This window comes from Serratia sp. SM04 (assembly GCF_040280225.1).
In the GTDB taxonomy this organism is placed as follows: domain Bacteria; phylum Pseudomonadota; class Gammaproteobacteria; order Enterobacterales; family Enterobacteriaceae; genus Serratia; species Serratia sarumanii.
The window spans coordinates 426,649-450,530 of sequence record NZ_JBEOQT010000002.1 but is presented as its reverse complement, the minus strand read 5'-3'; the positions used below and the strand labels follow the sequence as shown (position 1 = coordinate 450,530).

Below are 23,882 nucleotides of genomic sequence, written 5' to 3'. Positions count from 1 at the left end.
GATCGCGGCCTACGGCGAGATAGGAGGTGTCTCATGGTCAGTCATGTTTGGGGACTTCTGGCGCATCCCAGCGCCGAGTTCGAACAGATCAAAAACGAGAATGAAAGCGTCTCGCACCTATACACCCATCACGTGTTGCTCTTGGCAGCAATCCCGGTGGTCTGCGCTTTTATCGGCACCACCCAGTTGGGCTGGCTCTCCGGCGAGGGACATGCCATCAGGCTCGACATGTTTACCGCGCTTTATACCGCCGTGGCGTTTTACCTGCTGATGCTGGCGGGCGTAGCGGCCATGGGGAAAGTCATTCACTGGATGGCGCGGCGCTATGAATCGCGCCCCAGCCTGCACCGCTGCATGGTGTTCGCCGGCTACGTGGCGACCCCGATGTTCCTCAGCGGGATTGTGGCGCTCTATCCGGTCGTCTGGCTGTGTCTGTTTGTCGGCATTATCGGCCTGTGCTATTCGGGCTATCTGCTGAATCTGGGGATCCCGCACTTCCTGAATATCGACAGTAAGGAAGGGTTCATCTTCTCCAGCTCGACCTTCGCCATCGGCATTCTGTTGCTCGAGCTGCTGCTTGGGGTGACGGTGCTGCTGTGGGGGTACGGTTCCTGGTTATTCTGAGTTAACGGTTGTTGTTGTCGCCCCCGCGCCGGTGGAACGGCGCGGGGGCTTTTGCTTTTATGCGCGGCGGAAAACCAGCATCACGCCGAGCACGATGCCCGCCATGCCCAGCAGGCTCAGCGCCGCCAGCGCGTGGCCGAGCAGCAGGTAGTCCAGCAGGGCGGTGACCGCCGGGATCAGATAGAACAGGCTGGTGACCTGCACCAGGTTGCCGCGCTGGATCAGGCGATACAGCAAGAAGGTCGCCAGCACCGAGATCACCACCGCCATCCACAGCAGCGGCAGCACGAACTCTGGCCGCCACTCGACCCGCAGCGGCTCAAACGGCAGCGCCAGCGTACACATCAGCAACCCGACGGCATACTGCAGCGGCAAGACCGCCAGCGGCGGCTGCGTCATGCCTTTTTGCAGCAGGGTGCCGGCGGTCATGCAGCCCAGCGCGATAAAGGCGAACAGCATGCCGCTCAGCGAGAAGTGGGCCACCATCAGGCTTTGGTACACCACCAGCGTCAGCCCGGCCATCGCCAGCGCCAGGCCGAGCGCCCGCAGCCCGGTGCAGCGCCGTTCAGTGATGAACTGGGTGAGGATCGGCTGTACGCCGAGCAACGTGGCCAGCACGCCGGGCGTAATACCCTGTTCCAACGCCAGCAGATAGCAGATTTGATAGCTGCCGATCATCAGCACGCCAATCAGCGCGACGCGCCGGCGGGTGCCGGGGGCGGGCAGGCACTGGCGCTGCCACAGGCCGATGGCCAACAGCACCGCCAGCGCGATGGCGCAGCGGAAGAACAGAAAAGCGAAGGCGGAGGCGTGCTCCAGCCCCCAACGGGAGAAAATCGCGCCGCTGCTCCAAAGCAGGACGAACAGCGTAGCCAGGCCGGCATTGGCCCAGAGAGAAGGTAATCGCATGTCAATTTCACCTGTCGTGAAAATTACAGGCTCCGGCGCGCGCGGCGGTCTACGCCTGAACGCAACAGATCAATAAGCCGGAGGTAAAAAGTCGGTTTGGCTTAGCGCACGACCACAATGCGTGGCGGGTAAGCGGCAACCGCTGAAACGACAGAGGAAACGGCGGGTGGAGCGGAAGAAGCACACAGCAAAACGGCGGCCGGAACGGTCGCGTTTGTCGGATCTGTGCTGTGCGCCAGGTAGGCCATGTGAGTTCCTGAAAACCGGGAATGAAACTAATCGCTCAAACATAACTAAGTTCAGCGGGGCGTGCAATCGGAAATCGCAGTGATTTAAATGATAATGAAAATCATTATCATTTATTGGGAGGTATGCTATGTTGCTTTGGCCGCGCAGTTTTGACGCAGAGGGCGCGGCTTGCTCTTGCCTCGGTTCACGCAATGCGTGCGACGAAAGACGCTGCGATTCGCTTTTGCAGAAGGCGCGTAATCGTGGTAAAAATATTGATATGTTATAATATAACAATTTGCGCATAATGAATTCAGTTAACGACATCCTCCACGTTGATGGGATTAGCCTGACCGGCCACGGCGGGGCATTGATACTCGACAACATCCATTTCGCGCTGCGCGCCGGTGAGAAGCTGGCGGTGATCGGCCCTAACGGCAGCGGCAAGTCCAGCCTGTTGCGTGCCCTGATCGGTGAAACGCGGCCGGACAGCGGCGGCATTTACTGGCGAGGGCGCGCCTTGTCCGCGTGGCCGGCGGCGGAGCGCGCCAGAAGCATCGCCTTTCTGGCGCAAAACGATTCGCCGGATTTGCGGCTGTCGGTTGAGGACTACGTGGCGTTGGGCCGTTTGCCGCATGGCGCATGTTCTGCGACGGGAAAGCGCATCGTTGACGAAGCCATCGGGGAAACCGGGTTGGTGCCGCTCAGGCACCACCCGTTGGGGCGGCTCTCGGGCGGCCAGCGCCAGCGTGCCGCGCTGGCTAGGGCGTTGGCGCAGTCTCCCGATCTGTTGTTGCTGGATGAACCGACCAATCACCTCGATCCGCCCGGGCGCTCGGCGCTGCTGTCGTTAGTGAAAAATAAAGACATCGCCGTGATTGCGGTCTTGCACGATCTGCCCGTGGCAGAGGCGTTTGCCGATCGGATCCTGGTGCTGAACGAAAGCCGTCAGGTGGCCTGTGGTACGCCCGAGGCGGTGTTGCAGACCCCGGTGATTCTGCCGGTGTTCGGCATGAACAGTTTCAAGGTGGCGCATCCCGTCAGCGGGAAAACGCTGCGCATTTTTGACGTTCCCCATTGCGCTTGATCAACCAGAGAGAAACATGAACGCACGCGTATTCATCCTGCTGCTGCTGTTGGCCGCCAGGTCGGCGGCGGCTGAACAATTTCCCGTCACCGTAGAAAGCTGCGGTGTGCCGGTCACCTTCAACCAGGCGCCGCAGCGCGCCGTCATCAACGACATCAACATGGCCGAGATGGCCTTTGCACTGCATCTGCAGGGTCGCATTGTCGGGCTGACCGGCATCACCGGCTGGTACAAACTGACGCCCGACTTCAAGGCCGCGATGGGCACCATTCCCGAGCTGGCGCCGAAATATCCCGCTTTGGAAACGCTGCTGGCGGCACAGCCGGATTTCTTTTTCGCCGGCTGGAATTACGGCATGAAGATTGGCGGCGATGTCACGCCGGAGAAGCTCGCCCCGTTCGGCATCAAAACGCTGGTGCTGAGCGAGAGCTGCGTACAGGCCGGCGGGCGGCCGCAGAAGGCCGATATGAACCTGCTGTATGACGATGAGCTGAAGCTCGGCAAGATTTTCGGCAAGCAGCAAGAGGCCACCGCGCTGGTTGAGGGCTGGCAGCGCCGGTTGGCTGCGCTTCCCGCCAGGCCGGCGGGCCAGCCGCCGCTCAAGGTGTTCGTCTATGACTCGGGGGAGGAGAAGCCTTTCACCAGCGGCAAATACGCTATGCCGACGGCGATCATCGAAGCGGCGGGCGGCCGCAACGTGATGGACGGTTTGCCGGCGAGCTGGACGACGGCGTCCTGGGAGGCGGTAGCGGCGGCCGAGCCCGATTTCATTATTCTGCTGGATTACCAGACCGGTTCGGGCGCCGATGCGCTGCGGCGCTTCCTCGAGTCTCACCCGTTGATGAAATTGACGCCTGCCGTACGGCACCACCGCTATCTGAAACTGCAGTATGCGGAGCTGACGCCGGGGCCGGCCAACATCGGCGCAGTGGAAAAGCTGGCGCGGGCGCTGTACGCGCCGGAGGCTGAATGAACTCGCCGACTCGGCGCTTTATGCTGCTCGCACCGCTGGCGCTGTCGGTATTGTGCGGGCTAATGATCTGGAGCCTGCAGCTGGGGAGCGTCGCGCTGTCATGGCGGCAGGCGTTTGCGGCGTTAGGGCTCGGTTCGGCGCCGCTTTCCGGCATGCTGGACACCATCGTCGTGCAGCTGCGGGTGCCCAGGGCTTTGTTGGCGGCGTTAACCGGCGCCGGACTGGCGATGACCGGCGCGCTGCTGCAGACCACCACCCGCAATGAGCTGGCCGATCCTTTTTTGTTTGGGCTTTCTTCCGGTGCCTCCGCCGGCGCGGTGCTGGTCATCACGCGCTTCGGTGATGCGCTGGGCGCACTGACGTTGCCGCTGTCCGCTTTCGTCGGCGGCATTCTGTCCGCGATGGCGGTGATGATCCTGTTTCGCGTCAGCCGGGTCAGGCGCGCCGAGCAGCTGATCGTCTGTGGCCTGGCGGTCTCATTTTTGTTTAGCGCGCTCACCAGCTACCTGGTGTTTTCCGGCGATCAGCGGGCGGCCGGTTCGGTGTTGTTCTGGTCGCTCGGCGGGCTGGGGCTGGCGCGTTGGGATAATCTGTTCATTCCGCTGGCGAGTTTCGTGCTGCTGGCCGGGTTTACGGCGCTGCGTTGGCGGGCGCTGGACGCGCTGCTGGCGGGCGAGCAAACCGCTCATTCGATGGGGGTCAACGTGGCGCGGTTGCGCACCGAGACCTTTCTGTGCTGCGCACTGTCCACGGCGTTTCTCGTTTCGCTGACGGGCGTGATCGGCTTTGTCGGGCTAATGGTGCCTTATCTGGCCCGGCGCCTGGTGGGCGTGCGCCACCGATTGTCCGTGCCGATGTGCGGCATGCTGGGGGCGATGCTGCTGACCGGCGGTGACATGCTCAGCCGCAGCCTGATCCCCAATCAGGAGCTGCCCATCGGCATCATTACGGCGGGGCTGGGGGGCGCGTTCATCGTGTCCTTGCTGCTGCGCGCGGAGCGGTGAACGCCGCCCTGTCTCAATAGAGCTCCAGATGCAGGCGCTGCTGCTCAATCAGCGTCTGCCACAGGTTTTCCGCCCCGCGGGCTTGCTCCAGCGCCGTCGCCACGGCATGTTCCAGATACTGACGATTGCCGCACAGGTAGACATGCGCCCCCCGCCGCAGCAGGCCGCTGACGACATCGGCGTGATCGTCGATGGCGTGTTGCACGTAATACTTGTCGGCGGTGTCGCGCGAGAATGCCGTGATGAGCCGCGTGAGTACGCCCGCCGCGTTCAGCGTGACCAATTCCTCGCCATACAGGAAGTCTTCATCGCGCCTTTTCTCACCGAAGATCAGCACGGTTTCACGCCGTTCGCCCTGGGCGGCCATTTCGCGCAGTAAGCCAATCAACGGTGCGATGCCGGTACCGGTACCGATAAGCAGCACCGGTACGGTGGTATCGCGCGGCAGGTAAAAGCCGGGGTTGGCGCGGCAGAAGAGGCGGAAAGGGCCGGGTTGGCTGAGCAGCCAGCCGGTCGCCGTGCCGCGCCGGGTGCGGCCGCCGCGTTCATAATGCACGTCGCGCACGCACAGATCGAGGCTCTCTTCCCGCCTTGCCGAAGCGATGGAGTAGGCGCGCGGCAGGCAAACGGGCAGCAGCGTCAGCAGGTTCTCCAGCGTGACCGCGTGCGGCGGGCAAAAATCGTGCAGCACGTCCAGCAGATCGGCCCCGTACAGATAACTCTCCAGGGCTTTGCGCTGGCGGATCTTGAGCAAGCCTTTGAGTTCTTCGCTGTCGGCCAACTGCGCCAGTTCGCGCAGCGTCGTTTTGCTGAGCTGGCGCAGCTCCCGGCGGCGCAGCGCGTCGGCGGCCTCCGGCCTGCCGAGCCAGTCAGCCAGCCGGGTCAATAATCCTTCGTCGTTCTCCGGCAACAGATAGACGGTATCTCCCGCCCGGTAAACGATGCCGCTGCCGGCGATATTCAGCCGCAGGTGCCAGGCCTGCGGCGTGCGTGCGCTGAGCGGCCGCCGTTCGAGGAGGGCGGCGCTGAACGCATGGTCTTCACCGTAGGCGGTCACGCGCAGATGTAAATCGCGGCCGGCCTGGGCATCGCCGGCCAGCACCTTATCCAGCGTCGTCAGCCAGGTTGCGAAGAACGGTTCGAAGTTAACGTCGGCGTCGACGCGATTGACGATGGCCTGGGCGCCGTATTGCGTCAGGCGTGCATCCAGCGCCTGCGTGAAGCCGCAGAAATGCGGGTACGCGGTGTCGCCGAGGCCGAAGATGGCGTAGCGCAACCGATGGCGGTCAGGCCATTGCGCCAGCGCGTCGGAAAAACGCTCGGCGTTGGCGGGCGGTTCGCCGTCGCCAAATGAGCTCGAGACGATCAGTAGGGCGTCATGCTCGCCCACATCGGCGGGCTGGATGGCGTTGAGTTCTTTCACGACGGGGCGGTAGGGTTGCAGGCTGCTTTGCTCACCCAGGCGCATCGCCAGCGCCCGGGCGTTGCCCGACTCCGAACCGTAACCAATCAGGATGCGTTCGATAAGGTCGGCCATGGCGGTTACTTGTCGTAGTGGTTGTCGAACTGTTCTTTGGCGAATTCCACCGATTCGAAGTCGGTCATCAGATCGTTGATCACGCGGCGGATGCTGATATAGGCCGCGATATTGCCCTGGGCGTCATACAGCGGTTGCACTGTGGTGTCGACCACGTACAGCACGCCGCCTTTGCCGACGTTCGGAATGATGCCGGTCCAGATGCCGCCCGCCTTGATGGTGTCCCACATCGCTTTGTAAACCGCTTTCGGCACGGAAGGGTGGCGCACGATGCTATGGGGCTGGCCCACCAGCTCTTCCCGGGAAAAGCCGGTCAGTTGGCAAAACAGATCGTTGACGTAGGTGATGGTGCCCTGCAGATCGGTGGTGGAGATCACCATCACTTTATCGAGCGCGGCTAACAGCTGGGCGGAATCGAGGGTCTGACTCATGGTAGGTTCCTTCTCATTAACAACTTCGCGGTGATTGCCACGGCGGATGCCATGTATCCGTCATGACAATTTTGTAATTGATTCTCATTTGCGATGAATGGTAATCGGGAAATTTATAAGTTGCAATAAAAATGCATCTTTAAGGGCGCAGAAAGATCACGATGAGGCAGGCAGGGGAGAGTAGGCCCGCGCCGGGTGCGGCGGCGGGCCAATCGGGCGGTCTTAGCGGGGGCCTTCGGCCCAGCCTTTGCGTTTACTGGTTTTGCCGATGCCGGGGTTGAAGCTGTTGGTCGGATCGGCGACGCGGTAGAACGCCTGCAGATCCGGTTTGGCGTGATACAGGTGGCCGACGTTATGCTCCGCCGGGTACTCGGCGCCGCGCCGGTTGAGGATCTCGAGCATCTTTTCTTTCAGCGCGTGGCTGTCGACGCCTTTTTTCACCACGTAGTCCTGATGGAAGACGTGGCACATAAAGTGGCCGTAATACAGCTTATGCACCAGCTGGCTGTCGATTTCCGGCGGCAGCGTTTCAAACCAGTCGGTGTCGTTGCGGCGCAGGGCGATATCCAGCGCCAGAATATCTTCCACCTTGTCGGCGTGCACCGCATGGTAGCGCACGGCGGCGCCGGCGGCGGCGAAGCGGTGCAGGAAGGCCTTTTTGCCTTCGTCAGGCGTGCAGGCGAAGAAAGCGCCTTCGGCCTGGGCGAAGTACTCGGTCAGGTAGCGCTGCGCTTCGTCTACGCCGGGGCCGGCCATCTTCAGCAGCAGGTGATGTTCGAAACGTTCGCGGTAGTCCTTCATGCGCTTCGGCAGGTGGCTCGGCGCCAGATGGCTCAGGCCCTGCATCAGCCGGTCGGTCAGGTTGTGCGGCAGCAGCGGCAGCTTGTTGAGGCTGGCGTCCATGCGGCCTTTCAGGGTGAAGAAGCGCGGCATCTGATCGGTGCCGAGCTTGTCGATCATCATGAAGGTGTCTTTGCCGTAGACCTCGGCGATGTCGAAGATATCGCGGTGCATGTACTCACCGGCCACCGGCAGGTTTTCGAACTGGCTCAGCATGTGGCGGCGCAGCTCGGTCAGCACCGCGGTGTCGTTGGTGCCGATATAGAACACCTGCTCTTTGCCTTCTTTCTCGAAGGTGTCGAGCCGCACCGCGAACACCGCCAGCTTGCCGGCGCAGCCGGAGGCCTCGAACAGGCGGCGTTTGTCGGCGTTGAAGCGGGAAGGGGTGTCGGCATCGACGTCGCGCACCCGACTGGCGTACTCGTTATCCGAGGCGCGCAGCTCGCCGTATTCGACGTCCTCTGGACGGTAATCGCCTTTTTCCAGCCGGGTGAGGATCTCTTCCGGCGTGTCGCCGAGGCGGATGCCCAAATGATTCACCAGGCGCAGCTGGCCGTCTTCCCCTAGCTGGGCGTACAGCGCCATTTCGGTATAGGCCGGGCCGCGTTTCACCAGCGAGCCGCCGGAGTTGTTGCACACGCCGCCGATCACCGAGGCGCCGATACAGGAGGAACCGATCACCGAATGCGGTTCGCGGCCGTAGGGTTTGAGCAATTTCTCGAGGTGGTGCAGGGTGCTGCCGGGGAAGCCGACCACCTGCTTGCCGTTGTCCAGCACCTGAATATGGTCGAGGCGCAGGGTGCTGACGATGACGATGTCGCGATCATAGTCGTTGCCGCTGGGGGTCGATCCTTCGGTCAGGCCGGTATTGGCGGCCTGCATGATGACGATTTTGTCGGCGGCCACGCAGGCCTGCAAAATGCGCCACAGCTGCAGCAGGTTGGTTGGGAATACCACCGCCAGCGCCTGGCCTTCGCCGGAGCGGAACCCCTTGCGATACCGCTCGGTGTTGCGATCGCCGGTCAACAGCTGCGGGCCGCCGACGATGTCCTTGAGCTGATTGATAAACGCCTGATTGCCTGACTGCATGCTGTCTGTCTCCCTGTCATCCCCGTCGCTTTAACCGCGGCGCCGGAGTGCCGCATATAAGCTAAGAGGTTATCAATTAAATAACTTATTAAGCTATCAGCTTGCCAGGCTAATGGCTTGCGGGTTTAGTAACGCTCGGCGTAGCCGGCCCGGCGCTCTTCGTCGCGCAGCGTCAGGATCTCCACGCCGTCGGCGGTGACCGCCACGGTGTGTTCCCACTGCGCCGACAGTTTTTTGTCGCGCGTCACCACCGTCCAGCCGTCTTTCTTCTGCTTGATACGGCGGTCGCCCTGGTTGATCATCGGCTCGATGGTGAACACCATGCCTTCCTGCAGCACCAGACCGCTGCCGGGTTGGCCGTAGTGCAGCACCGCCGGCTCTTCATGCATATCGCGGCCGATGCCGTGGCCGCAATATTCCCGCACGATGCTGTAGCCGGCCTGCTCGGCGTGCCGCTGGACGGCATGGCCGATATCCCCCAGGGTAGCGCCCGGTTTTACCGCGCGAATGCCTTGCCACATCGATTCATAGACGTTGTTCACCAGCCGTTTGGCCAGCGGCGTCACCTGGCCGACGCAGTACATCTTGCTGGAGTCGGCGATATAGCCGCCGTTTTCCAGCGTGATGTCCACGTTGACGATCATGCCGGAACGCAGGATTTTGCTGGCCGACGGCACCCCGTGGCACACCACGTCGTCGATTGAGGTGTTGAGCACATAGGGGAAATCATACTGCCCCTTGCTGGCCGGGCGCGACTTCAGCTCTTCGACGATAAACGCCTCGGCGCGGTCATTGATCTCCATGGTGGAGATGCCTTCGACGATGACCTCATCGAGCATAGCAAACACTTTCGCCAGCAGGGCGCCGGAATGGCGCATTTTGGCAATCTCTTCCGGCGTTTTAATCACAATCTGTTTCACCCGACAATCTCCTTCAGCGTCAGCGCGTTATCTTTCATCATTTTTTTTACCAGCTGCGGGTAGGTCAGTTCCGGATGGAACTCCGCCAGCATGCCGATCTTGATCCAGTACTCGGCCTGCGCGTTGATCGAACGCGTCATGGTCAGGCTGGCGAGGCGCAGATCGTCATGCAGCGCGTCTGAAATTTTTACGATGCCCATCGGCGTCTCCCTAAGTGAACGATATACGAAGTGTATACGTTTAGGATGGTGGCGATGTGGCATTCTGTGGCGTAAGAAGATTCTGGCAACAACGATTGCCGCCGCCAGGCAATGCGTTTATTGTGATAAACGACTTTTTTGCCATGATTTTTCAGAAGGATTTAAGGCGTGACTAAACTACGTGTTGGGGTGATTTTTGGCGGTAAATCGGCGGAGCATGAGGTGTCGCTGCAGTCGGCCAAAAACATTGTGGATGCAATCGACAAAGAGAAGTTTGACGTCACGCTGCTGGGGATCGACAAACAGGGGCAGTGGCACATCAACGACGCCTCCAACTACCTGCTCAACGCCGAGAACCCGGCGCTGATCGCGCTGAACCGCTCGAACAAGAACGTGGCGCTGATCCCGGGCCAGGAAAAACAGCAGCTGATCGAAGCGGGCAGCGCCGGCGCGTTGGGCCAACTCGACGTCATCTTCCCGATCGTGCACGGCACGCTGGGGGAGGACGGCTCGCTGCAGGGGCTGCTGCGCATGGCCAATATGCCGTTCGTCGGCGCCGGCGTGCTCGGCTCGGCGGTCAGCATGGATAAAGACGTGACCAAGCGCCTGCTGCGCGATGCCGGGCTGGCGGTGGCGCCGTTCGTCACCCTAACCCGCGCCAACCGCGCCGGATTCACGTTTGAACAACTGAGCGAACGCCTCGGCCTGCCGCTGTTCGTCAAGCCGGCCAACCAGGGCTCGTCGGTCGGGGTGAGCAAGGTGGAAAACCGCGCCGAGTTCGACGCGGCGGTATCGCTGGCCTTCAGCTTCGATCACAAGGTGCTGGTGGAGTCGGCGATCGTCGGCCGCGAGATCGAGTGCGCGGTGCTGGGCAACGACGATCCGCAGGCCAGCGTGTGCGGCGAGATCGTGCTGAGCGACGCCTTCTATGCTTACGACACCAAATACATCAATGAGCAGGGCGCTCAGGTGGTGGTGCCGGCGGCGATCGCGCCGGAAGTGAGCGACCACATCCGCGAGGTGGCGCTGAAGGCGTTCCGCGCGCTGGAGTGCTTCGGGCTGGCGCGGGTGGATGTGTTCCTGACGCCGGACAACCAGGTGGTGATCAACGAAATCAACACGCTGCCGGGCTTCACCAACATCAGCATGTATCCCAAGCTGTGGGCCGCCAGCGGCGTCAGCTATCAGGCGCTGATCACGCGCCTGATCGAATTGGCGCTGGAGCGCCACCAGCAGGATCGCGCGCTGAACAGCTCGGTGTTCGATCGCTAATCGCGGCAGGGGGCGGCGGTGCCGCCCCCGTCTCTCACTTCACCGTCACGTCGATGTCGCCGAAATACTTCTTCGACAGCGCCGTCACCGTGCCTTGCTGTTTCACTTTGGCGATGGCGGCATCCAGTTTTTTCTTCAGCGCCTCATCCCCTTTACGCAGGCCGAAGGCGATACCTTCACCGAGGATTTTGTCGTCGCGCACCGCCTCGCCGACGAAGGCGAAGCCTTTGCCGTCCGGCTGCGACAGGAAGCCGCTTTGCCCCGACGGCGCCATCACCAGCGTGGCGTCGAGCCGACCGGCCGCCAGATCGAGGTAAACCTGATTCTGATCCTGATAAGACACCACGTCCACGCCCGCCGGCGCCCAATGGGTTTTGGCGTAAATCTCCTGAATCGATCCTTGCAGCACGCCCACGTGTTTGCCCGCCAGCGATTTGGCGTCCGGCAGCAGGCCGCTGCCGGCCTTGGCGATCAGGCGGTTCGGCACCTGATAGATGGCGTCGGTGAAGGCGATCGCCTGGCGCCGCTGTTCGGTCACGTTCATCGCCGAGTTGATGGCGTCGAACTTGCGCGCCTGCAGCGCCGGGATCAGGCTGTCGAACGAGGTTTCCACCCAGCTGCATTGCAACTGCGCGGCGGCGCACACCGCGTCGCCCAGTTCGATGTCGAACCCTTCCAGTTTGCCGCTGGCGGATTTGGATTCGAACGGCGGATACAGCGCTTCCAGGCCGAAGCGCAGGCTGTTTTCCGCCGCCAGCGAAGCGCCGGCGGCCAGCAGGCATCCGGCGGCGAACAGCGTTTTCAATGCTTTCATAGGCAGTGCCCCTTTCCCATGGTTGGACAAAAAATCACACCTGGCTCAGGCGGCGCGCGCCTTCCAGCAGGGTCTCGTTATCTTTGGAAAAACTCAGCCGGATAATGCCGGTATCGGTGCCGTCGCTGTAGAACGCCGACAGCGGGATCGTCGCCACCTTCGCTTCGCGGATCAAGCGCACGGCGAAATCATTGTCGCTTTCGTGACTGAAGCCGCTAAAGCGGGCCAGCATGAAGAAGCTGCCGCGGCTGGGCAGCAGCTCAAAGCGCGAATCCTGCAGGGCGCTGGCCAGCAGATCGCGCTTTTGTTGATAAAACGCCGCCAGCCCCAGGTAGCTATGCGGGTTGGCGAGCGCGGCGGCGAAGGCGTGCTGCATCGGCGTATCGGCGGAGAACACCATAAACTGGTGCACCTTGCGGATCTCGTCCATCAGCGCCGCCGGCGCCAGGCAGTAGCCGACGCGCCAGCCGGTGACGTGGTAGGTTTTACCGAACGACGACACGATCACGCTGCGTTCCGCCAGCTGCGGGTAGCGCGCCATGCTGTGGTGAATATCGCCGTCGAACACCACGTGCTCGTAGACCTCGTCGGACAGGATCACGATGTCGGTGTCGCGGGTCAGGGCGGTCAGACGTTCGATGTCGTGCGCGTCAAACACCGCGCCGGTCGGGTTGTGCGGCGTGTTGACGATGATCATGCGCGTTTTGCCGTTGATGGCGGCGGCCACTTCGTCCCAGTCGACGCGAAAATCCTGCAACGACAGCTTGATCGCCACCGGCGTGGCGCCCTGCAGGCGCACGATCGGCGCATAGCTGTCGAACGCCGGTTCGAAATAGATCACCTCGTCGCCGGGATGCACCAGCGCGCTGATTGCCGAGTACAACCCTTCGCTGGCGCTGGCGATCACCGTGATTTCTTCGTCGGCGTCATAGCGCGCGCCATACAATCGTTCAGCTTTTTCCGCCAGAGCAGCACGTAACGCCGCCACGCCGCTCATCGGCGCGTATTGGTTATGACCTGCGCGCATGGCTTGCGCCGTCGCCTCGATCAGCTGCGGGTCACCGGCGAAGTTGGGCGCGCCCTGTGACAGATTGAGGGCCTGATGTTCGGCGCTGAGTTGGCCAATGACGGTGAAAATGGTGGTGCCGACGTCCGGCAGCTTCGAGCGGGATGAGCAGGCGCTCTGCATGATGGGCTCCAGGCAAACAGGGAAGTGTTGAGCGATTAAGCATCAGGCGGCGTAGGCGGACAAGGGAAAGTTTGTCATACTTGCCATGCACTACGATCATACCTAATCGAGGCCCGCTATGCCGATATCCCTGCCGTCGCTCGACGTGTTGAAAACCTTCGTGGTGGTGGCGCAACGCCTCAACTTTACCCATGCCGCCCGGCAGTTGCACCTGACGCAGGGGGCGGTCAGCCGGCAAATTCTCGGGCTGGAACAGCGCCTGGGCTATCCGCTGTTCAGCCGCCAGGCGCGCGGTTTGGCGCTGACGCCGCAGGGCGCGCAGCTGTTGGCGCCGGTGCAGCAGGCGCTGGGGCAGTTGGACGAGGCGCTGACGCGGGCCGCCGCCCCGCCGGGGGCGCTGCGCATCAAATGCCCGACCTGCGCCATGCGCTGGGTGCTGCCGCGCATCATTCGCCTGCAGAATGAACGGCCGGACATGCATATTGAGCTGACCGCTTCGGTGTCGCACGGTCTGGATTTCAGCACCGAGCAATTTGACGCCGCGGTGGTATTCGGCCGGCCGCCGGGCAAAAAGCTGAGCGCGCACCTGCTGTTCGACGAAATCCTCACGCCGGTCTGCACGCCGACGTTCCTGCCGCCAACGCCCCGGCTGGCGGACTTGACGGACAAAACCCTGCTGCACCCGACGCGCGATCGGCGCGACTGGCTGCGCTGGCTGAAGGCGGCGGGGGCCGATGCGCTGCCGTCCGGCAAGGCTCAGCATTTCGATACCCTCGATCTGGCGATGAGCGCCGCACTGCAAGGGTTTGGCATCGCCATCGGCGATCTGTGCCTGCTGGAGGAGGATATTCAGGCGCGGCGTATCGTCACGCCGTTCCCGCTCTGCGTCAGCAGCGGCGCGGCCTATTATTTGGTCTATCCTGAACGCGGGGCGCCATCGCCGGCGCTGGCGCAGTTTATCGATTTCCTGACGGCGGAGGCCGCCGACAGCCGCGCCCGGCTGCAGAATTACCTGCCGATAACCTGTAATGCTTTGTAAACATTAACGATGCGAATTACCTTGGCGATGAAACAGAGTGTGGCAAACTGTTTCTTCACTCCGATTAAACTCCGCGGCGTTGGCGGCGGAAACACGCCTGAGATAAAACAAGATGAAATGGCTTTGTGTGGTGAGTATGTTGTCCGGTCTGGCCCTCAGCCCGGCTTTTGCGCAGGAAACGCCGATAACGCAGGGCATGCACGCCCAGCAGCGCGACGCCTTCGTGTCCCATTTGATGAAGCAGATGACGCTGGAAGAGAAGATCGGCCAGCTGCGGCTGATCAGCGTCGGGCCGGATAACCCGAAAGAAGCGATCCGCGAGGGCATCCGCAAAGGGCAGATCGGCGCCATCTTCAATACCGTTACCCGGCCGGATATCCGGGTGATGCAGGATCAGGCGATGCAGCTCAGCCGCCTCAAAATCCCGTTGTTCTTCGCCTATGACGTGGTGCACGGTCAGCGCACCGTGTTCCCGATCAGCCTGGGGCTGGCGGCCAGCTTCGATCTGGAAGCCATCGCGCTCAGCGCTCGGGTGGCGGCGCAGGAGGCCAGCGACGACGGCCTGAACATGACCTTCGCGCCGATGGTCGATATCACCCGCGATCCGCGCTGGGGCCGGGTCTCCGAAGGCTTCGGCGAAGACACCTGGCTGGTGTCGAAAATCGCCAAGGTGATGGTCGACGGTTTCCAGAACGGCGACCCGGCCAAACCCGGTTCGGTGATGGCCAGCGTCAAGCACTTTGCGCTGTACGGCGCCGTCGAAGGCGGCCGCGATTACAACACCGTCGACATGAGCCCGCTGCGCATGCATCAGGACTATCTGCCGCCTTATAAAGCGGCGGTGGATGCCGGCAGCGGCGGGGTGATGGTGTCGCTCAACGCGATCAACGGCGTGCCGGCCACCGCCAACCCGTGGCTGCTGAAAGATCTGCTGCGCGACCAGTGGGGCTTTAAAGGCATCACCATCAGCGACCACGGCGCAATTAAAGAACTGATTAAACACGGCGTGGCCGCCGACGCGCGCGACGCGGTGCGGCTGGCAATCACCTCCGGCGTCGACATGAGCATGAGCGACGAGTTCTACGACAAATACCTGCCGGGCCTGGTGAAAGACGGGCTGGTGGCTGAAAGCGATATCGACCGCGCCTGCCGCGACGTGCTGAACACCAAGTACGACATGGGACTGTTCACCGATCCGTATGTGCATCTGGGCCCGGCGGGTGCCGATCCGCAGGACACCAACGCCGAAAGCCGCCTGCACCGCGCCGAGGCGCGGGTGGTGGCACGCAAAACGATGGTGCTGCTGAAGAACGATAAGCAGACGCTGCCGCTGAGCAAGCAGGCGACCATCGCGCTGGTCGGGCCGATGGCCGACAGCCAGCGCGACGTGATGGGCAGTTGGTCCGCCGCCGGAGTGGTCAAGCAGTCGGTGACCCTGCGTGAAGGGCTGGAGCGGGCGGTGGGCGACAAGGCGCGCATTCTTTACGCCAAGGGCGCCAACGTCACGCAGGATAAAGGCATCATCGACTACCTGAACGAGTATGAGCCGGCGGTGGCGTTCGATACCCGTTCGCCGCAGCAGATGATCGACGAAGCGGTACAGGCGGCGAACAAGGCCGACGTGGTGGTGGCGGTGGTGGGGGAATCGCAGGGCATGGCGCATGAGGCCTCCAGCCGCGCCGACATCACGATCCCGCAGAGCCAGCGCGATCTGATCGCCGCGCTGAAAGCCACCGGCAAGCCGCTGGTGCTGGTGCTGATGAACGGCCGGCCGCTGGCGCTGAGCTGGGAGAGCGAACAGGCGGACGCGATGCTGGAAACCTGGTACAGCGGCACCGAGGGCGGCAACGCGGTGGCGGACGTGCTGTTCGGCGACTACAACCCGTCGGGCAAGCTGCCGATGACCTTCCCGCGCTCGGTCGGCCAGATCCCGATGTACTACAACCACCTGAACACCGGCCGCCCGTTCGGCAAGGAGAATCCGGGCAAGTACACCTCGCGCTACTTCGATTCGCCCAACGGCCCGCTGTATCCGTTCGGTTACGGCCTGAGCTACACCACCTTCAGCCTGTCGGATCTGACATTGTCCAGCCCGACGATGGCGCGCAACGGCAAGCTAACCGCCAGCGTCACGCTGAAAAATACCGGCAAGTACGACGGCGCCACGGTGGTGCAACTGTATCTGCAGGACGTGACCGCCTCGGTCAGCCGGCCGGTGAAAGAGCTGCGCAACTTCAAGAAAGTGACGCTGAAGGCCGGCCAGTCGCAGCAGGTTGAGCTGCCGATTAGCGAAGACGATCTGAAGTTCTACAACGCCAGCCTGAAATGGGGGGCGGAGCCGGGCAAATTCAACGTGTTCGTCGGCCTGGACTCCGACAACGTGCAGGCGCAAAGTTTTACGCTGAAGTAACCCTGTCCCCCTCGTTCAGCCGCGCTGAGCGAGGGGCGTCCATTCCCGCTAACGTCATCGGAGCTTGCCTCATGAAACGCTATCTGGACTGCAGCGCCAGCGATCTGGCCGATATCGGCAAAGCCGACCTGCTCTACGCCATCCGCGCCAGCGAAGGGCGCATCTTGGTCAGCGAAACCATCGCGGTCACTCAGCCGCTGCTCAATAACGTCACCAACGCCGAGCTGGCGGCCAGCCAGGGCGCCGACCTGCTGCTGCTGAACCTGTTCGACGTCGACCATCCGCACATCGCGGGCCTGCCCGCCGACGTGCCGCCACAGGAGGCGCTGCGCACGTTGCAGCGCCTGACCGGGCGGGTGATCGGGGTGAACCTGGAGGCCGTCGATCCGGCCTTCGCCACCGAACATAACGATTTCTGGCAGATGACGGCGGGGCGTGCCGCCACCGCCGAGAATGCGCGCAAGCTGTATCAACTCGGCGCGCGCATGCTGGTGCTGACCGGCAACCCGAACAACGGCGTCAGCAATCAGGCGATCGCCGCCGCGCTGAAAGCGATCCGTGATGAGGTGGGCGACGAGATGGTGCTGGTGACCGGCAAGATGCACGGGGCCGGTATCGTGCGCGAAAGCGGCAGCCAGCTGATCGGCGAGCAGGACATCGCGCTGTTCGTGGAGAACGGCGCGGACATCGTGCTGTTGCCGGCGCCCGGCACCATTCCCGGCATGTCGCAGGAGAAAGTGGCGGCGCTGATTGCTTATGCCCAGCGGCAGGGCGCGCTGGCAATGACGGCGATCGGCACCTCGCAAGAGGGGGCCGACGTGCAGACCGTGCGGCAGATTGCGCTGATGAGCAAAATGGCCGGCGCGGATCTGCACCATATCGGCGATACCGGCTATCTGGGGCTGGCGCTGCCGGAAAACATCTTCGCTTACAGCGTGGCGATTCGCGGCGTGCGCCACACCTACAGCCGCATAGCGCGCTCGGTGAACCGCTAAGCCCGGGGTTTTTGCGCCGTCACGATGCGGTCATCGCTCGTGGCCAGCGGTTGCGCGGCGGAAAGCCTGAGGACGCAGCGATCGGGTGAGATGTCGGCAGGCATTGGTGAATGTGTTTTTGGTGGTGATCGCTCTGGCAATGTTGCCGTCGGTTGGCAAAATTTTGCGGCCCGCGTTGAAGGATATGCTGCGCGTGGTGCCGGTTGAACTGGACACTTTGGTTGAGAAGACGATGGCGGCGCTGGTGCCAGGCACAATATCATCGATTATCACAGCTATTGCCAAAATGACGGGCGCATCAGCATTATCGAAATCAATATTTTGATGGGGGTCGTGCAGAGCGTTAAGTTAGACGAGTTGGATGCAATGCGCGAAGAAATTCAGTCCGGTTTAGGGATGGATGACGACGATCTGTGATTGGCCGTTTCTTTTACTCGCGATCGCAAATGGCTTAACTGAGAGGAAACTCCGGGCCTGACGGCCCGGGGGATCTGCACATGTTGGCAGCCATATAGCGCGTTCGAGCAACCGCCAAGAGCGCGGATGTTAGCGGTAAGCAAAACGCGCCGTGAAGAATCGGAGCTGTTTGGGTTCATAAGTAAACTGCAGACCGTGAATGCTTGCTCTGCGCTGATATAGCGCAATAATGCCGTCGGCGACTTTGTCCATATGCGCGTAGGTGTATACGCGACGCGGTATGGTCAGGCGCACGGTTTCCAGATTCGGCCGACGGTTGTCGCCTGTCTTCGCATCGCGCCCGGCCGAAACGATGCCGCGTTCCATGGCGCGCACGCCGGTTGCGATATAGATGCTGGCGGCCAGGCTTTGCGCGGGCAATTGCTCCTGTTGAAGATGCGGGCAAAAACGGCGCGCATCGAGGAAAACCGCATGCCCGCCCACGGGTTCGACAATGGGAATGCCGGCCGCGAGCAACCTGTCGCCTAGGTAGCGTACTTGCTGAACACGATGTTCAATGTATTCGAATTGCATCGCTTCGCGCAGGCCGATCGCCATCGCCTCCATATCACGCCCGGCGAGCCCGCCGTATGAGGGCATTCCCTCATACACCACGACCAATTCCCGCACGGCGTTAAACGTTTCTTCGTCATTCATGCAAAGAAATCCGCCGATGTTCACCAGACAGTCTTTTTTGCCGCTCATCGTACAGCCGTCGGCGTAGCTGAACATTTCCAGAACGATATCCGCGATCGACCGCTGCCTGAATCCCTCTTCTCTTTCTTTGATGAAATAGGCGTTTTCCACGCACCGGGTCGCATCGTAATAAAGTTTAATGCCGTGTCGACGGGTCAGTTCGCTAACGGCGCGCATGTTGCCCATCGATACCGGTTGACCACCGGCCATATTGACGGTGACCGCCAGGCAAACATAGGCGATGTTTTCAGCACCTTTTTCCGCGATCAGCGCTGCCAGTTTGCGCAGATCGACATCGCCTTTAAACGGCAGAATCGCGCCGGCGTCATGGGCTTCGTCTCTGATGACGTCAACAAAGGTGGCGCCGTTTTTTTCCTGATGATAGCGGGTGGTGGTGAAATACATGTTGCCGGCGACGAATTGGCCCGGTTTTATCGCGACCTGAGAGAGCAAATTTTCCGCGCCGCGCCCCTGATGGGTCGGCACCAGATATTTGAAGCCAAACAACTCGCGAACGGTACGTTCAAGGTGGAAAAAGTTTTCGCTGCCGGCATAGGCTTCATCTCCCGACATGATGCCCGCCCACTGTTTATCGCTCATGGCATTGGTGCCGCTGTCGGTCAGCAAATCGATATACACATCCCGCGAATTCAGCAGGAAAGTGTTGTAACCCGCCTCCTCTATTTTTTTTATTCTTTCTTCCCGGGAGAGCAGTGTTACCGTTTCAACGCTTTTTATACGAAAAGGTTCGGCTGGATAAGACATCGTTTTCACCTTATGACAATCAAGTTGATGGGTAATTTACGGACGTGATGCGCCTTGCCGTTCAAAAATAAAGTTTATTTTTTTATTGCGGTGACGATGCTGAAATAACCAAGGGCGGGAAATACTTCAATGTTTTCGAATCCCGCTTCAGATAACAGAGAGCCAATTTCTTTGCCGGAGTATTGTTGCCCCTCCGTCCAGCCTAGCATCATCAAACTGTAGGCAGCAGCGGCAAGTGGCCCCGGAGCTGTGTCGTCATACAGTATTTCATGAATAACGATCCTTCCGCCTTTCGATAATGACGCATAGCTTTTTTGTGCCAGAAAACGGTTTTTTTCCGTCGGCCAGTCGTGGAATATATTGGAGTAGAAATGAAGATCCGCAGCGGGGTAATCATCTTGCCACATATTGCCGCAATAGGTGCCGATGCGATTATCAAAACCATATTGCCGTATATAATCGGCCGAAAGGGGGCAAACCTCCGGTAAATCGAAAATGGTGCACTGGAGATTGGGCCAATGCGCAGCCATGCCGATGGCGTGCGCGCCTGATGCTCCGCCGATATCGAGCGCCTTGCGGTGTGATGCCAAAGAGAGCGCGGTGGGCCAAACGCTGGCCGAGCCCATGCTCAGGCTATGCATGGCGTGGGTGAATTTGCGCGCTTTCTCGGTATCATGAGCATGCGTATCGAAAAGAGCGCGTTCGCGATAAACTTGGGCCGTATCCTTCCTGATGGCTGATTCCAGATTTTTTAGCGAGAAGTTTTCACTGTTTTCATACATCATGTCCCAAAAGTAACCGAAGTAATTTGGGCTGCCCTTTAATAAAAACTCTTGTGCCTCCGACGTGAGCCTAAAGAGGCCCGCATTCAGTTCGACCAGATTCAACGCGCGCAGCGTGGCCATGATCGCTTCCGCCGGCCGCTTTTTAATCTGCAGTTCTGTACTGATATCGTTAATATTTCTTGGCGATTTAGACATGAATTCAAATACGCCCAGGCGGTGCGCGATAATGATGGTTGGATAAGTATATAAATTCATGGTGATATCAAGAATGTTTCTGTCATGACAACGAGGAGGAATTACCGCTAAACGCATGTTAATCTCCGGGGAGTGGAGTTATAGGGTTTAGAAAGGTTATGTCATCAATTCATTTTTCGCAAAGTATCGCCTTTATTTTTTTGTATTTTTAAATGGGATTGATTGGTTGTTATTTAAAATGATATGGCTAATTAATTATGAGATTAAAAATAATTATTTTAGGCCTGATTTTATTTTAGGGCGCCCAATCCATTATTTCGCCGTTTGCCTGGTCAATACGGATGGATGCGCGCCGTTGCGGACGACGCCGGCGGCATGCATGGCCGGGCCTGGCGGCCCGGAGAATGTTACCAGAACAGCGGGGTGGTGTTTTCAGCCAGAAACGCCAGTAGGGTTTCGTTGACCGCCGTCGGGTTTTCCTTGTTGCTGATATGCCCGGCGTTGGGGATCAGCACATGTTGACAGCCGAGAAGATCCGCCATGCGCTGGCCTTCCGCCGGCGGGCGCGGCTTATCCTGGGCGCCGGTGATGACGATGCTGGCGGCGGTGATGTTTTCCAGCAGCGCCAGCTTGTCGGGGCGACCGAAGATCATCCGGCCCAGCGGTACGATGCTCTCGCGCAGGCGATCGGCGGGCAGGCTCTGGAGCTGACACAACAGCGATTGCAATAAGGCGTCGGGGACGTCATCGGAATAAAACAGCGACGCGACATGTTCCAGCAGCGGCGAAGTGATGGCGCCGGCTTGCTCCACGGCGGCCAGCATGCCCATATAACGCTGCCGCGCCTCCGGCGTTTCGTCGCCCAGGTAGCTGTCCATCAGCGCCAGCACCTTGACCCGTTCCGGCGCCAGCGCCGCCAGTTCGGCGCCCCACATGCCGCCGACGGACAGGCCGACGATGCCGAACTCTTCAATATCCAAGCGATCCATCAGCGCCAAATGATCGGCGGCGATATCCGACAGGCTGTTTCGCCCGGTCGGCAGCGCCGGTGAGTCGCCGTGGCCCCAGAGATCCGGCACGATCAGGCGGTAGCGTTTCGCCAGCGCTTCAAACTGCGGCGCCCACATGTTCAGATCGAACAGATAGCTGTGGCCCAGCAGCAACGGAAAGCCTGAGCCCACGTCGAGATAATGCAGGGAGTTGCCCATCGTTGGCATCTTATCGGTTCCTTAATATAAAGAGAGTCCGGCTGCTTATATCACACTCATATTCGAACTGCGGTATTAATTTACCTTAAATTACTCAGGCAAATCCTTATTTTTAATTTCCCTTGATAACAAGACGTCAATGAAAGGTAATGCTAATGATAATATTCTGGTGACGATAAGCGCCTTGGTTTATGCTGGCGCTCCTTTCAAGATGGAATAGCTAAACAGGGAGTCATGATGAAAAAACTTTTCAGACTATTAATTATTTTGCTTGCCATTTTACTGCTGGCGGCGGTGCTGTGGTGGTTCTTTGGGCGCGGCAATCCGAATGCGCTGTGGCAAATCGTCAGCCAACAGTGCGTGCCCAATCAGCAGCAGAACGACGATCCGGCGCCCTGCTTAAAGGTTGATTTAACACAGGGTTATGTGCTGTTTAAGGACAGCAAAGGCCCCTATCACGATCTGGTGATGCCAACCGAAAAGGTCAGCGGCATCGAGAGCCCGGCATTGCAGACGGATCACGCGCCGCCTTATTTCGCCCAGGCCTGGAATAACCGCGAACATATATCCGGCGAGCTGGGCAAACCGTTAAAAGATGCGTGGCTTTCGCTGGCGGTCAATTCGAAATATGGCCGTTCTCAGGATCAGCTGCATATTCACGTTGCCTGCCTGCGTCAGGATGTCTATAACGCGCTGGGGCAACAGGCGGAGCAATTAGATCAGCAGTGGCGCCCGCTGGCGGTGAAATTGGTCGGCCACCAATATCTGGCCAGAAAATTGGCGGGCACCGATTTAACCCAGGAAGATCCTTTCCGTTTGCTGCACAACTATGTGGTCGAGCAGGGCGACAGCATCGGCAATTATGGCCTGGCGCTGGCGGTCAGCCCGCAGGGTGAGATGCTGCTGTTGGCTAACCGTTTGAAGTTGACCGATCTGAACCTGGGCTCGGCCGGCGAAATTCAGGACTACCACTGCGCGGTGGCGGGGAACTGAAGGTGATGACAACCCGCCGGCTGCTGCGTTAGCCGCCGGCTGCCGCGCGCTCAGAGCTTCTTCAGCAGCGCCAGCAGCTGCGCTTCGCTTTTCTCCGCCAGCCCGTCGATGGCCAGCTTGATGATGTCGGAGCGGGTAATGCGCACGATGCCGCTGCGCGCCGCCTGCACGATCACTTCATCGATGGCTTCAATGTGGCTGTCCGTCAGGCTGACGGAAATCGCCTTATAGGTGCGCTTGCGGCCGGCCGGTTTGGCTTCCGGCGCGGGCGCCGCGACCGGCAGCGTGTGCGAGGTGGCGCTGTTGATGAATTCGTCTTCCGACATGCGGTGGGTGGGGGTGCGCTTCTTCACAGGATCACCTCTTTCACCAGGCATTCAATTTCGCTCTGCGCCTTTTCGTTGTTCGCCTCATGCACGGTGATGGCTTCGCCCCAGGCGTCACGGTAAATCTTGCGGTCGCACAGGCGGTGGCTCACCAGGGTGAACTCCGGATATTCGCTCAGCACCTGCGCCGCTTCGTTGGCTTCATTGATGAAGATGTTGGTCGGGCACATGTTCAGCACGATGTAGCCTTTGACCTTCTCGTTGTATTCCTGCGCGGTGGAGAACATCTCCGACAGATAGCCGATGGTGTCGAGATCCATCTGCGAAGGGCGCAGCGGCGAGAGGAACAGATCGGCGGCCAGCAGCCCGGAGCGCAGTTCGGCGCTGTCGCGGCCGGCGGTGTCGACGATTACGTAGTCGTAATGGCGATCCAGTTCCAACAGCGTTTCCTTGATTTTGCCCGACGCGGCCACCACCGGAATGTGCGGCAGCCCCTCGACGTTCTGACGGTCGTTGTACCAGGTCATGATCGATTTCTGGTCGTCGGCATCGACGATGATCGCCGTCTTGCCTTGCTTAAGAATCAGATACCCGGCGATATTCACCGCTTTCGTCGATTTGCCGACGCCGCCTTTTTGCGAGCCAATCAGAACAATCATGCTGCCATCTCTCAAGTTATTAAGCTGATAACTTATTAAGTTAATGTGCTTATTAGGTTGATAATCAAACAGGTTAACAAGAACAACTCGCGAACAATATGCACCAACTGCGGCGGCTTGCCAAGCCAGTATGTCGTTAACTGCGCAGCTTATTTTGCGCTGGATGGCCCGGATGGGTAAGTAGGAATTCTCTGGGAAGTGGCGGAACGGAAGAGGGAGTTGTTAATTTAACAGCTTA

General features: G+C 60.3%; 23 protein-coding genes. 10 read left to right on the top strand and 13 right to left on the bottom strand.

Going from position 1 to position 23,882, the window contains the following annotated elements; genetic code table 11:
* The first annotated feature begins 33 nt into the window (after positions 1–33).
* Positions 34–624 (top strand): Yip1 family protein, encoded by a 591-nt coding sequence (locus ABTW55_RS05130; RefSeq protein WP_033637547.1) that lies wholly within the window; start codon positions 34–36, stop codon positions 622–624.
* A 57-nt stretch (positions 625–681) separates the two neighbouring features.
* Here the strand turns inward: ABTW55_RS05130 and ABTW55_RS05125 are convergent, their stop codons facing one another.
* Positions 682–1,533, bottom strand: coding sequence for a DMT family transporter (locus ABTW55_RS05125; RefSeq protein ID WP_033653478.1), 852 nt, complete (start codon positions 1,531–1,533; stop codon positions 682–684).
* A 598-nt stretch (positions 1,534–2,131) separates the two neighbouring features.
* Between ABTW55_RS05125 and ABTW55_RS05120 the strand changes: the two genes are divergently transcribed.
* The 3 genes from ABTW55_RS05120 to ABTW55_RS05110 are packed head-to-tail and all read left to right on the top strand — an operon-like array spanning position 2,132 to position 4,825.
* Positions 2,132–2,848, top strand: coding sequence for an ABC transporter ATP-binding protein (locus ABTW55_RS05120; RefSeq protein WP_060420052.1), 717 nt, complete (start codon positions 2,132–2,134; stop codon positions 2,846–2,848).
* Between the two features lie 16 nt (positions 2,849–2,864).
* Positions 2,865–3,821: an ABC transporter substrate-binding protein gene (locus ABTW55_RS05115; protein ID WP_060420049.1), complete on the top strand. Its 957-nt coding sequence runs from the start codon at positions 2,865–2,867 to the stop codon at positions 3,819–3,821.
* Positions 3,818–4,825 (top strand): iron ABC transporter permease, encoded by a 1,008-nt coding sequence (locus ABTW55_RS05110; protein ID WP_060420046.1) that lies wholly within the window; start codon positions 3,818–3,820, stop codon positions 4,823–4,825. The genes ABTW55_RS05115 and ABTW55_RS05110 overlap by 4 nt, the downstream gene beginning before the upstream one ends.
* 13 nt (positions 4,826–4,838) lie before the next feature.
* Here the strand turns inward: ABTW55_RS05110 and ABTW55_RS05105 are convergent, their stop codons facing one another.
* The 5 genes from ABTW55_RS05105 to ABTW55_RS05085 all read right to left on the bottom strand — a co-directional run bounded on the left by ABTW55_RS05105 (position 4,839) and on the right by ABTW55_RS05085 (position 9,842).
* Complete coding sequence (locus tag ABTW55_RS05105) at positions 4,839–6,362, bottom strand: sulfite reductase flavoprotein subunit alpha (protein WP_060420043.1); 1,524 nt, start codon at positions 6,360–6,362, stop codon at positions 4,839–4,841.
* Positions 6,363–6,367: 5 nt separating this feature from the next.
* Entirely contained in the window at positions 6,368–6,793 is a 426-nt protein-coding gene (locus ABTW55_RS05100; RefSeq protein WP_033647052.1) for a PAS domain-containing protein, read from the bottom strand.
* A gap of 222 nt (positions 6,794–7,015) precedes the next feature.
* Positions 7,016–8,722 (bottom strand): D-lactate dehydrogenase, encoded by a 1,707-nt coding sequence (dld, locus tag ABTW55_RS05095; RefSeq protein WP_060420041.1) that lies wholly within the window; start codon positions 8,720–8,722, stop codon positions 7,016–7,018.
* Positions 8,723–8,847: 125 nt separating this feature from the next.
* On the bottom strand, positions 8,848–9,642 hold the full coding sequence (map, locus tag ABTW55_RS05090; protein WP_033653472.1) for a type I methionyl aminopeptidase: 795 nt from the start codon (positions 9,640–9,642) through the stop codon (positions 8,848–8,850).
* Positions 9,639–9,842, bottom strand: a complete 204-nt coding sequence (locus ABTW55_RS05085; RefSeq protein WP_006324220.1) for a ParD-like family protein — start codon at positions 9,840–9,842, stop codon at positions 9,639–9,641. The genes map and ABTW55_RS05085 overlap by 4 nt, the downstream gene beginning before the upstream one ends.
* 168 nt (positions 9,843–10,010) lie before the next feature.
* Between ABTW55_RS05085 and ddlA the strand changes: the two genes are divergently transcribed.
* Positions 10,011–11,114, top strand: a complete 1,104-nt coding sequence (ddlA, locus tag ABTW55_RS05080) for a D-alanine--D-alanine ligase (protein ID WP_049195873.1) — start codon at positions 10,011–10,013, stop codon at positions 11,112–11,114.
* A 34-nt stretch (positions 11,115–11,148) separates the two neighbouring features.
* On the opposite strand, the gene ABTW55_RS05075 is transcribed toward ddlA, so the two are convergent.
* Positions 11,149–11,928 (bottom strand): ABC transporter substrate-binding protein, encoded by a 780-nt coding sequence (locus ABTW55_RS05075; protein ID WP_033647048.1) that lies wholly within the window; start codon positions 11,926–11,928, stop codon positions 11,149–11,151.
* A gap of 34 nt (positions 11,929–11,962) precedes the next feature.
* Complete coding sequence (locus ABTW55_RS05070) at positions 11,963–13,117, bottom strand: methionine aminotransferase (protein WP_060420038.1); 1,155 nt, start codon at positions 13,115–13,117, stop codon at positions 11,963–11,965.
* Positions 13,118–13,235: 118 nt separating this feature from the next.
* Here ABTW55_RS05070 and ABTW55_RS05065 point away from each other — a divergent pair, with 118 nt between their 5' ends.
* From ABTW55_RS05065 to ABTW55_RS05050, 4 genes are all read left to right on the top strand, one after another.
* Positions 13,236–14,156 carry a LysR substrate-binding domain-containing protein gene (locus tag ABTW55_RS05065; RefSeq protein ID WP_033653469.1) on the top strand — a complete coding sequence of 307 codons (921 nt, stop codon included), beginning with the start codon at positions 13,236–13,238 and terminating at the stop codon, positions 14,154–14,156.
* A 112-nt stretch (positions 14,157–14,268) separates the two neighbouring features.
* Positions 14,269–16,566: a beta-glucosidase BglX gene (bglX, locus tag ABTW55_RS05060; RefSeq protein WP_060420035.1), complete on the top strand. Its 2,298-nt coding sequence runs from the start codon at positions 14,269–14,271 to the stop codon at positions 16,564–16,566.
* A 71-nt stretch (positions 16,567–16,637) separates the two neighbouring features.
* Complete coding sequence (locus ABTW55_RS05055; protein ID WP_060420032.1) at positions 16,638–17,561, top strand: hypothetical protein; 924 nt, start codon at positions 16,638–16,640, stop codon at positions 17,559–17,561.
* A gap of 106 nt (positions 17,562–17,667) precedes the next feature.
* Positions 17,668–17,886 carry a hypothetical protein gene (locus tag ABTW55_RS05050; RefSeq protein WP_144337685.1) on the top strand — a complete coding sequence of 73 codons (219 nt, stop codon included), beginning with the start codon at positions 17,668–17,670 and terminating at the stop codon, positions 17,884–17,886.
* A gap of 221 nt (positions 17,887–18,107) precedes the next feature.
* Here the strand turns inward: ABTW55_RS05050 and ABTW55_RS05045 are convergent, their stop codons facing one another.
* The 3 genes from ABTW55_RS05045 to ABTW55_RS05035 form a co-directional block, all read right to left on the bottom strand.
* Positions 18,108–19,478: a tyrosine phenol-lyase gene (locus ABTW55_RS05045; RefSeq protein ID WP_033653464.1), complete on the bottom strand. Its 1,371-nt coding sequence runs from the start codon at positions 19,476–19,478 to the stop codon at positions 18,108–18,110.
* A gap of 74 nt (positions 19,479–19,552) precedes the next feature.
* Positions 19,553–20,575, bottom strand: a complete 1,023-nt coding sequence (locus ABTW55_RS05040) for a methyltransferase (RefSeq protein ID WP_060420030.1) — start codon at positions 20,573–20,575, stop codon at positions 19,553–19,555.
* A 290-nt stretch (positions 20,576–20,865) separates the two neighbouring features.
* Positions 20,866–21,666, bottom strand: coding sequence for an alpha/beta fold hydrolase (locus ABTW55_RS05035; RefSeq protein WP_077791438.1), 801 nt, complete (start codon positions 21,664–21,666; stop codon positions 20,866–20,868).
* A gap of 237 nt (positions 21,667–21,903) precedes the next feature.
* Between ABTW55_RS05035 and ABTW55_RS05030 the strand changes: the two genes are divergently transcribed.
* Positions 21,904–22,659: a CDP-diacylglycerol diphosphatase gene (locus ABTW55_RS05030; protein ID WP_060422246.1), complete on the top strand. Its 756-nt coding sequence runs from the start codon at positions 21,904–21,906 to the stop codon at positions 22,657–22,659.
* A 50-nt stretch (positions 22,660–22,709) separates the two neighbouring features.
* Here ABTW55_RS05030 and ABTW55_RS05025 read toward each other — a convergent pair whose 3' ends face one another.
* Complete coding sequence (locus ABTW55_RS05025; RefSeq protein ID WP_033637563.1) at positions 22,710–23,012, bottom strand: hypothetical protein; 303 nt, start codon at positions 23,010–23,012, stop codon at positions 22,710–22,712.
* Entirely contained in the window at positions 23,009–23,644 is a 636-nt protein-coding gene (locus ABTW55_RS05020) for an AAA family ATPase (protein WP_033637564.1), read from the bottom strand. The genes ABTW55_RS05025 and ABTW55_RS05020 overlap by 4 nt, the downstream gene beginning before the upstream one ends.
* Positions 23,645–23,882: the final 238 nt, after the last annotated feature.

Coding starts and splice junctions, on each gene's coding strand:
- ABTW55_RS05030 (WP_060422246.1), top strand. CDS start 21,904: ATGAAAAAACTTTTCAGACTATTAATTATTTTGCTTGCCATTTTACTG.
- ABTW55_RS05035 (WP_077791438.1), bottom strand. CDS start 21,666: ATGGGCAACTCCCTGCATTATCTCGACGTGGGCTCAGGCTTTCCGTTG.
- ABTW55_RS05115 (WP_060420049.1), top strand. CDS start 2,865: ATGAACGCACGCGTATTCATCCTGCTGCTGCTGTTGGCCGCCAGGTCG.
- bglX (WP_060420035.1), top strand. CDS start 14,269: ATGAAATGGCTTTGTGTGGTGAGTATGTTGTCCGGTCTGGCCCTCAGC.
- ABTW55_RS05040 (WP_060420030.1), bottom strand. CDS start 20,575: ATGCGTTTAGCGGTAATTCCTCCTCGTTGTCATGACAGAAACATTCTT.
- ABTW55_RS05085 (WP_006324220.1), bottom strand. CDS start 9,842: ATGGGCATCGTAAAAATTTCAGACGCGCTGCATGACGATCTGCGCCTC.
- ABTW55_RS05075 (WP_033647048.1), bottom strand. CDS start 11,928: ATGAAAGCATTGAAAACGCTGTTCGCCGCCGGATGCCTGCTGGCCGCC.
- ABTW55_RS05055 (WP_060420032.1), top strand. CDS start 16,638: ATGAAACGCTATCTGGACTGCAGCGCCAGCGATCTGGCCGATATCGGC.
- ABTW55_RS05105 (WP_060420043.1), bottom strand. CDS start 6,362: ATGGCCGACCTTATCGAACGCATCCTGATTGGTTACGGTTCGGAGTCG.
- ABTW55_RS05065 (WP_033653469.1), top strand. CDS start 13,236: ATGCCGATATCCCTGCCGTCGCTCGACGTGTTGAAAACCTTCGTGGTG.
- ABTW55_RS05100 (WP_033647052.1), bottom strand. CDS start 6,793: ATGAGTCAGACCCTCGATTCCGCCCAGCTGTTAGCCGCGCTCGATAAA.
- ABTW55_RS05125 (WP_033653478.1), bottom strand. CDS start 1,533: ATGCGATTACCTTCTCTCTGGGCCAATGCCGGCCTGGCTACGCTGTTC.
- ABTW55_RS05045 (WP_033653464.1), bottom strand. CDS start 19,478: ATGTCTTATCCAGCCGAACCTTTTCGTATAAAAAGCGTTGAAACGGTA.
- ABTW55_RS05110 (WP_060420046.1), top strand. CDS start 3,818: ATGAACTCGCCGACTCGGCGCTTTATGCTGCTCGCACCGCTGGCGCTG.
- ABTW55_RS05070 (WP_060420038.1), bottom strand. CDS start 13,117: ATGCAGAGCGCCTGCTCATCCCGCTCGAAGCTGCCGGACGTCGGCACC.
- ABTW55_RS05020 (WP_033637564.1), bottom strand. CDS start 23,644: ATGATTGTTCTGATTGGCTCGCAAAAAGGCGGCGTCGGCAAATCGACG.
- dld (WP_060420041.1), bottom strand. CDS start 8,722: ATGCAGTCAGGCAATCAGGCGTTTATCAATCAGCTCAAGGACATCGTC.
- ABTW55_RS05130 (WP_033637547.1), top strand. CDS start 34: ATGGTCAGTCATGTTTGGGGACTTCTGGCGCATCCCAGCGCCGAGTTC.